The organism is Halomonas sp. GFAJ-1, from assembly GCF_000236625.2.
Lineage (GTDB): Bacteria > Pseudomonadota > Gammaproteobacteria > Pseudomonadales > Halomonadaceae > Vreelandella.
Genome location: NZ_AHBC01000011.1, coordinates 1 through 9,163, shown reverse-complemented (window position 1 = coordinate 9,163; position 9,163 = coordinate 1). Strand labels below are relative to the sequence as shown.

At 48.2% G+C, this 9,163-nt stretch carries 5 protein-coding genes and 1 pseudogene; all 6 read left to right on the top strand.

Annotated features, from left to right (window positions below):
• Positions 1–2,209 (top strand): annotated as a pseudogene (locus MOY_RS03500) (hypothetical protein); the annotation flags it as partial.
• Positions 2,206–4,011, top strand: a complete 1,806-nt coding sequence (locus MOY_RS03495; RefSeq protein ID WP_009096574.1) for an efflux RND transporter periplasmic adaptor subunit — start codon at positions 2,206–2,208, stop codon at positions 4,009–4,011. The pseudogene MOY_RS03500 and the gene MOY_RS03495, both read left to right, overlap by 4 nt.
• Before the next feature lie 3 nt (positions 4,012–4,014).
• Entirely contained in the window at positions 4,015–6,165 is a 2,151-nt protein-coding gene (locus tag MOY_RS03490) for an HlyD family efflux transporter periplasmic adaptor subunit (RefSeq protein ID WP_009096573.1), read from the top strand.
• 15 nt (positions 6,166–6,180) lie between these two features.
• Positions 6,181–8,139 carry a preprotein translocase subunit SecA gene (locus MOY_RS03485; RefSeq protein ID WP_009096570.1) on the top strand — a complete coding sequence of 653 codons (1,959 nt, stop codon included), beginning with the start codon at positions 6,181–6,183 and terminating at the stop codon, positions 8,137–8,139.
• A gap of 28 nt (positions 8,140–8,167) precedes the next feature.
• Entirely contained in the window at positions 8,168–8,905 is a 738-nt protein-coding gene (locus MOY_RS03480) for an efflux RND transporter periplasmic adaptor subunit (protein ID WP_009096568.1), read from the top strand.
• A 51-nt stretch (positions 8,906–8,956) separates the two neighbouring features.
• A partial coding sequence (locus MOY_RS17495) for a hypothetical protein (RefSeq protein WP_009096566.1) occupies positions 8,957–9,163 on the top strand: 207 nt, incomplete at its 3' end.

Genomic DNA, 9,163 nt, shown 5'->3' with positions numbered 1-9,163 from the left:
TGAGGCGGCTCAAGGTAGCGAGCATGTCTTGATGGGTGATAACGCTCAGCTTGGCTGGACCGATGACGGTGTGCTGGTCAGTGCCGAAAGCTTAGCAACCAACATCGGTGGTAATGATGACGTCTTTGTTAACGCGGGCAACGTCACCTGGACCGGCGGTGTAGGCGATGACTCCTTAACGATCAGCGACGCCGACCAAGACAGCCAGCACGTACTGATGGGCGACAACGCCCAGCTTGGCTGGACCGATGACGGTGTGCTGGTCAGTGCCGAAAGCTTAGCAACTGACATTGGTGGTAATGATGACGTCTTTGTTAACGCGGGCAACGTCACCTGGATCGGCGGTGTAGGCGATGACTCCTTAACGATCAGCGACGCCGACCAAGACAGCCAGCACGTACTGATGGGTGATAACGCTCAGCTCGGCTGGACCGATGACGGTGTGCTGGTCAGTGCCGAAAGCTTAGCGACTGACATCGGTGGTAATGATGACGTCTTTGTTAACGCGGGCAACGTCACCTGGATTGGCGGTGTGGGTAATGACACCCTCGAAATCACCGACGCCGACCAAGACAGCCAGCACGTACTGATGGGTGATAACGGCCGAATCAACTGGCTAGATACGGGGTTGCTTAATCTCATTGAAAGCGTTACGCCTGAGGCAGGTGGCAACGACACCATAAGCGTTAATGCAGGCACCGTTCTTGCAATAGGTGGCAGTGGCAAGAACGAAATCTCAACAGGTCTGGGCAGTGATCGCATTATTGGTGATAACGGCCGTATTACGTTTGACGGCCAGGGGGAAGTTAAAAAGCTTACTTCAACTCATTTCGAATTTGGTGATGGTGACATCATCACCAGCGATGGAGGCGATAACTGGGTAATTGGTGGAAAAAGTAGCAACACCATTGACCTTGAAAGTGGTGATGGTGATAACAGTGTCATAGGCAACAATGGCCTCATCGAAGGTGAAAATAGTATTCGACGCCTATTGCAAAGTCTTGATGTTGTGGCTGCTACGGCTGGCAACAACAATATCGCTACAGGCTCTGGCCGTGATTATGTTATTGCAGGGATTGGTTCAAACATAACAAGCAATAAGGCCGGCGAGTCCATTGTTATCGGTGATGACGGTGTGATCGAGGCGGATGATGAAGGTCGCTACATCAGGGTGGCATCCGGTGACCCAAGCCTAGGCGCTAACAATGACCTTAACGGCGGCGCGGATCGCGACATACTCATCGGTGGCGCTGGTGATGACATCATCAGGGGGGGCGATGGAAACGATATTTTATTCGGTGACTTCGGGCGAGTCATCCGAACGGAGGATCGGCTCTTTGTTGATGCTAAACATCTGTATGAAGGTGGCAATGATAAAATCTATGCGGACGGTGGCAACAACATTGCGATAGGCGGCGCAGGTCAAGATCTCTTTGATGCCAACTTCGCTACTGACGCTTTCGTGGGTGACTACGGTTTTTTTGAAATTGAAATAAGTGCCCCTAACGAGCGCGAGCGCATTTTGCATTTTGAGACGGTCTCATACGGTCGCGTTGACTTGATTCGAGCCACACTTGAAGAGCTGTATACCACCAATAGGCATGACGATTTGGTAGAGGCAGAGCCTATTATCATAGCTCGGCCGCTTGGCTCGATGAACGTCATCGACACTGCTGCCACAATGGGGAGTGAAGCGAGGGGATTATCCAGCAGTATTGCAGATTTGATAGACACATGGATGGAGCGTCAGTCAGGAAGCTTACGTTCCAGTATCGCGAGTGCAACAGCGCTAGCAGCGACAGAAAGCCTGCGTAATGCTCCAGAGGCAGAAATAGCTGAGGTAACGGCTGGACAGTTAGCTGGTGGAGATAGCACTGAAGAGCCCCTGGAAATAGATAACCCTGCTCCAGACGACGAAATTATAGAAGAGACAGAGGATGATGGAACATTAACGGAAGCAATGGAAGCGACAGACGAGGAGTTATCTACAGATGAGGAGCTGCCAGAAAGCGATGTTGTGACAAGCGAAGAGCTTGATGGCCTTCCTGCAGGTTGGCTTGCCACAGTAAGTAGTGCTTCTGCCTTAGCGGTCGCTCATCAGCGGAACAAGACGAACGCAATAGATAGACTTGAAAAGCTACGTCGTGAGTCCGCTGCGCGAAATTGGAAAAAAATGACTAATCCGCAAAAGAATCAAGGTGGCGAATGACTGAGGCTGATGAAATACAGCGATGGTTAGAGCTTCAAGCTGATAGATTTGTCAGTTCGCACGTTCATTTGCATCTTGTAGAAGGCATCGCGCTATGGGAGCAGGAGGGGCAGTACCAACCCATAGCGCTGTGGCCAGCGCAAGCAGAAGGTGTAGGGCTACTTGATGTTGCCAGCCAATCGCTAGAGGCTGCGCAAGGCGCTGTTGTGGCAATAGACGAGGATAGATACGGTGTTGGTTATCCTATTTTAGATCGCTCACCTGAGGGAGGTGGCAAAGTAATAGGTGCCGTTGCGTTTCATGTCGCGTATCGGACACCAGCTCACTCGTCAAATAAGCGCTACCTCACTGCGTTTCTGTATCATTTGGAAGATTGTGCCTCGGGGTTAGAGTTGGCATGTCTTTCCAATGAGGCCCTAAAGGCTCATACCTCAACACGGCAGCAAAGCGAGTTTTTTTCGCTTTTGGCTGCTGTTTTAGAGCAGCCTACTTATGCGTCTGCAGCCTTACAGCTGACAACCAAGTTGTCATCGCTCATGCGCGCTGAGCGAGTGAGCTTAGGTTGGCGTTCAGGTGCGCGAACCAAGATTACTAGCATTTCTCATAGCGCTAATTTTAATCGAAAGATGAATCGCATACGTGCGACAGAAACATCAATGGACGAAGCGCTTGATCAACGATGCCCAGTCGTATGGCCAAGTGACCATGTGCTTGAAGGTGATGTGGCTGCCGTTAATCGTGCTCACTTTGCCCTGTCAGAGATGACAGATATTAGTAATGTGTTAACGATACCAGCCGTTGATCAAACGGGTGTTAAGGCGGCGCTAACTATTGAGAGAGAAAGCCCCTTTACACCAACTGAGATTGAAGCATTGAGCAGCGTGATGGCGTTGAGCGTGCGTGCGCTCGAAGAAAAGCGACGCAATGATCGCCCTTTAGTATTAAAGCTGCTGGTTGCCATACGTGGGCAGTTCGCTGCGTTGCTCGGCGCAGGACATCTTGGCTATAAACTAACTGCAATTAGCTTGGCTGCCCTTTTAGGCTATGCCTATTTCGCAACAGGCACGGCTTATGAAGCGGCAAATGCCACCTTGCTCAGTGAATCTCAGCACGTTATTTCAGCTCCGTTTCAGGGATATATTGATGCGGCTCAGGCACGTGCCGGTGACCGCGTCAGTGCGGGAGAGGGGTTGGTGTTTATGGATACGCGGGATCTCCGTCTACAGCAATTACAACACCAAAGTCGGTTAGCGCAGTTAGAAAGTGAAGCACAGAACTTGAGAGCACAAGGCGATCGTGCTTCATTGAATATCTTGGAAGCTCAGCGTGCACAAACGCAAGCCGATTTAGAGCTTGTTGAGTCGCGTTTGCAGCGATCTACGTTAGAAGCGCCTTTTGATGGGGTGATAGTGGAGGGTGATCTAACACAGCAGCTGGGTCGTGCGGTTAGTCCAGGAGAAGAGCTGTTTCGAATAGCACCAGAAGGACGCTATCGCTTAGAGCTGGCTGTAAACGAGTCGAGGGTGTCTGAGATAGAGGAGGGGCAGCGCGGTCAACTGTTGCTGGCCGCATTAACAGACCGGCAGTTTGAGTTTGAAATACAGCGTGTCACGCAAGAGACACGTCAGCGTGAGGGAAGTAATTATTTTATCGCGGAAGCCATTGTACTAAGCGATGACGCTGCTTTTCGGTCAGGCATGGAGGGTATTGGACGAGTGCCTCTTGGTGAGCAGCGGCGAATTAGCATTTGGACTCGTGAGTTAAGAGAGTGGCTCTTAATGCTTAAATGGCGTTTTTGGTAATTTATGAGTGCTTCACTTTATAGCGATCAATGGCATCGTGTTTCCCACCTTGCACCGCGGCTGCGTAAACATACCAGCATACATCGTCACGATTATCGCGGTGCGCCTTGGTATGTTTTATTTGACGCTCTCACAGGACAAGCCCACCGTTTTACACCGGAGGCATATCAAGTCATTGGTCGTCTGGATGGCTCCTCTACGCTGCAAAGCATCTGGGATGATGTCAGCTACGAAATCGGCGATGAGATGCCAACACAAGATGAGTTGATAGGACTCATTGCGAAATTACATCATGCTAATATTCTTGCGGGGTATCACGATATTGATATCGAAGAACTCTCGCAACGAAGACGCCAAGGGCGCCTGAAAAAAATTAAGCAGGTCTTACGTTCTCCGCTGGGCGTGAAAATTCCGCTTGTTGATCCTGATGCCTTTATCAATGCCACTTATCCTTATGTAAGGCCATTCTTAAGTATCTGGGGGGCTCTGATCTGGATTGCTGTTATTGGCTTTGCAGTTGTATTAGCGGCGATGCATTGGGGGGCATTAACAGATAACCTTGCGGATAGAGTTTTAGGCCTTAATAACCTCTTACTCATGGCATTGGTCTATCCCGTTATTAAGGTTATTCATGAGCTAGGACATGCTTGGACAACTAAGGATACGGGTGGGGAAGTACACGAAATTGGTGTAATGTTTTTAGTGTTTTTTCCTGTACCCTATGTTGATGCATCGGCAGCTGCGGTATGTCCTGAAAAGAGACAGAGGATGTTAGTAGGTGCTGCAGGTATTTTAGTTGAGCTTTTTATTGCTGCGCTGGCCATGATGGTATGGCTATTAGCTGAGCCAGGTCTGTTACGGTCGATAATGTTTAACATTATGGTCATTGCTGGCATTTCTACACTGCTGTTTAACGGTAACCCTCTTTTGCGCTTTGATGCCTATTATGTGTTATCAGACTGGTTAGAAATTCCTAATTTTGGACAGCGCGCGAATCAGCAGCTTGGGTATCTAATTAAGCGATTCTTATTGAAAAAACGCGATACTACAAGCTCTGCAGATTCTCCCAAAGAGTCTTTTTGGCTTGTCCTATATGCGGTTACTTCTTTTATATATCGCATGTTTTTAATGGTGTTTATTGCTATTTTTGTAGCAACTAGCTACTTCTTTATAGGTGTGATACTCGCTATTTGGTCTCTTTATATGGCGCTAATTCTACCGAGTTTGAAAATCTTGAAGGAGATGGTTGTGGGCACGCAACTTGAAGGCTACAAAATGCGAGCCTGGCTTTGGCTTGTGAGCGTTTTGCTCGCAATTGTGGCAGTTCTATTTCTGATTCCGTTGCCTCACTCTTCGGTGGTTCATGGCGTTGTAGACAGCCGAGAACCTACAAATGTACGTGTCGGCGCTTCTGGCGAGCTGCGTCAGTGGTGGGTCGAAGATGGGGAGCGTGTTGAAGAAGGGCAATTAATGGCTGACCTTTATGCGCCTGAGCTGACAAGCGAAGTTGCTCGGCTTGAAGGTCAGAGGCGAGAGGCAGAGTTTCGTATGCAGGCAACTGTTCGTAACCCTCAAGCGATTGCCATCGAGCGTGAGAATTTAAGTTTGATTGAAAATCGGCTTGCGGACGCGCAGCTAAGAGCTGCAGGGACACGCGTAGTGAGTCCAAGAAATGGCCAAGTGAACTTGGATCAAGAGCGTATAGATCTTGGCCAGTTTATCCCACGTGGCCAAACGATTGGGACTGTCATTCAAGATAGTGATTTGCGTATTCGGTCGCTCTTGCCCGGTCACTTACAGCCTTTGATTGTTAACGATCTACAAGAGGTCAAGCTTAAGTTGCCGGGGCATAACCGTGAATTTGAAAGTGCACTGCTGGGAATATCACCGAGTGCGACACGTGATATACCTAGTATAACCCTTACTAGGCAGGGGGGAGGACAAGTAGCGTTAGATCCCGAGCAGGCTCAAGAGCTTATAGCTTATCGGCAGCATTACACATTAGATGTTGATGCAAGCTCATTGATAGACGCAGAGACGCACCTAGCGCTCGACAGTCGTGTTTTTATCAAGCTGATACATACGCCTTCCCCCATAGGTTTTCGGCTTTGGGACAATATTAGACGAAACTTTTTGTCACTTTTTGACCGATGAAATTAGGCTAACACTATGTTGTTTGCACTAAATCGCTATCCTGTTAATGGTGTCGATCGACCAGAAAAAGTGGTACAGCCACCTAGTTGGTTAGATCAACTGTGGGCATGGATTACTGCTCACGTGCATTTGCCTTCAGTACTATCACTTTTTGCTCTGAAAACACTTCTTCCCTTCATACATTACTATGGCAAAAAACTCCATCGTTTAAGCGATGGAGCGCTAGATCAGTATATACATGACCAAAGGCAGCAATTACTTAAAACGGGTGTCAATATTATTAATGTGGTCAGAAATTTTGCGCTAATACGAGAGGTTGCTCGACGAGAGCTTCATATGCCGCACCGAGATGTCCAGTTATTAGGTGGCATGTCACTTATGCGTGGTTGCATGACAGAAATGCAAACAGGTGAAGGTAAAACACTCACCGCGACCTTAGCGGCTGCCACTGCTGCAATGGCAGGCATTCCCGTGCATGTTGTAACCGTGAACGATTATTTATCCAAACGTGATGCCGAACTGATGCTGCCCATTTACGATCGCCTTGGGCTGAATGTGCATGCTGTTGTACACGATATGTCCAGTGCTGAGCGTCGACAAGCGTACCGGGCGGATATTACGTATTGCACGAGTAAAGAGCTTGTTTTTGATTATTTACGTGATATGAAACGTTTCGAAAATGTACGGTCGCCTTTGCAAGCGCATGCTGCCAACTTGCAAAGTCGCTTGTCAACTCGCCTGCTTTTGCTGCGGGGACTACATTTCGCTATTGTAGATGAGGCCGATAGTGTATTGCTCGACGAAGCGAGAACCCCCTTAATACTATCAACCGAAGATGACGGGAATCATGACCTTGGACTTCCGCTGATTCATGCATCACTTGAAATGACAGAAGAATTTAAAAAAGGAGAGCATTTTGATATTGAAAAAGGTGTTCTTTTCTTAACTGTTAAAGGCAAAGAAGTACTTTCGGATAAAATCGCTGTACAAAGACGCGCGCGACAACTTCATTTAATAGAAAAAGCAAAACTAGAATGGTTGGCGCATCAGGCGTTAGTCGCTAAACATCAAATTATTAAAGACCGTCACTACTTAGTAAGAGATGGCAAAATTCTCATTATTGATGAGCATAATGGTAGGGTGCTTTCAGATCGGCGTTGGGCAAAAGGCTTGCAGCAATTGCTGGAGGTTCTGGAAGGGTGCGAGCGTACACCTCCTAACGTGACAATTGCACAAATTACCTTTCAGCGATTCTTTCGCCGTTACCATCACCTTTCAGGCATGACCGGTACTGCTAAAGAAGTGAAAAAAGAATTGTGGCAAACCTACGGGCGCCCCTTTTTGCCTGTGCCACCACATCAAAAAAATCGTCGTCAAAAAGGCAATATTTATAACTTTAAGGACAATCACTCTCGCTGGGAGTGGATAGCTCAGCAAGCCTTAGAGAAGTCTAGTCAGGGTAGGCCTGTTTTAATTACCACCGTTAACGTCAATGACTCTGAGGAGTTATCTGCGCTGCTAGTGGATTCCATCCCACACCATGACGTACTAAATGCTCGTCAAGATAATAACGAAGCAGACGTAATAGCTCGCGCTGGGTATTCAGGTTCAGTGACAATCGCCACCAGCATAGCTGGACGTGGCACAGATATAAAACTTGATGACGCAGCTAAAGCATTAGGTGGGCTACACATTATTGCAGCCGGCTTGCATGATGCAGGCAGAATTGATCGTCAGATTGAAGGACGGTGTGCGAGGCAAGGCGATCCTGGTTCGATTGAATGGGCTATCAGTGAAGAAGATGCGATCTTGGATGAGCTGCAGGGATGGCATAAACACGTGGGCGGACTTTATAAGCGGCAAAAAAAAGCTCAGCGTTTGCGTGAGAAACGTCATGCTCATCAACGAGCGCGTATGCTGCGAGCTGATTGGAAAAGTAGTGAACGATTAGGGTTTAGCGGTCGTCTGGAGTGAAGAAGGGCTGCTCGGCAAAGGAGATAGCATGGTTAAAATAAGCGCATTAGTATCATTTCCTCTCGTGGTTTCCACATTGCTCGTGGCACCATCAATTTCTCACGCAGATATTCAGGCCGTCAGCTGCCTGGTGGGACCAAGCAGATCCGCTGTGTTGTCTAGTGGAGTGCCTGGGCTGTTAGAAACGATAAATGTACAACGCGGTGAAGAGGTAGAAAGAGACCAGGTGTTGTTTAGTTTGAATAGCGATGTTGAGGAAGCTAGCCTCGCACTTGAGTCTGCTCGTGTCGCATTCGCACAGCGTACGCTACAGCGCAATCAGAGGCTAATAGAGCGAGGCATTTTGAGCGAAAGTGAACGTGATGAAATGGATACTGAATTGAGTATGGCTAGGCTGCAGGCGGGTTTGGCGGAGGCAAGGATTGCGGATCGCATGATCCAGGCTCCATTTCCAGGCATTATCGCTTCATTAGATAGTGAGGAAGGAGAGTATATAGACAACACTCCTGTTATGCAGCTTGTCCAAATGGATCCACTTGAGCTTGAGCTGGTGCTTCCTCTAAATGCATTTGGTCGATTCTCAGTAGGCGAGGTATTAGACGTCGAACTGATTGAACCTATAGGGGAAATTATGCCTGCTGAGATTACCAGTATCGATCGCTTCATTGATCCTTCAAGTGGTACGTTTGTTATCTACTTAACATTGGATAACGCTGAAAACACGATTCCGCCCGGTATTAATTGTCGCTTGCCCAATGGTTGGTAATCGCCCATGAGAAGTTCTTGACATCCTCCGACCACTAAATCAGAGATTGTAGTGGCGGATTCCCAGTTTGTTGCCTTCCTGGTTCCTGCTTCGTTGTCCGTTGCCTGCCATGCCTTGGCATTGATCTTGCCCAGTAACAGTGGACACCTCAAGAATGTAATACGCTACGATGAGGTGAACAATGGCAAGATCGACGACATCAATGAAGAAAAAATCCTATACCCGTTATTCAGATGCCTATCGGCAAGAAGCGTTAGC

Coding starts and splice junctions, on each gene's coding strand:
- MOY_RS03495 (WP_009096574.1), top strand. CDS start 2,206: ATGACTGAGGCTGATGAAATACAGCGATGGTTAGAGCTTCAAGCTGAT.
- MOY_RS03490 (WP_009096573.1), top strand. CDS start 4,015: ATGAGTGCTTCACTTTATAGCGATCAATGGCATCGTGTTTCCCACCTT.
- MOY_RS03485 (WP_009096570.1), top strand. CDS start 6,181: ATGTTGTTTGCACTAAATCGCTATCCTGTTAATGGTGTCGATCGACCA.
- MOY_RS03480 (WP_009096568.1), top strand. CDS start 8,168: ATGGTTAAAATAAGCGCATTAGTATCATTTCCTCTCGTGGTTTCCACA.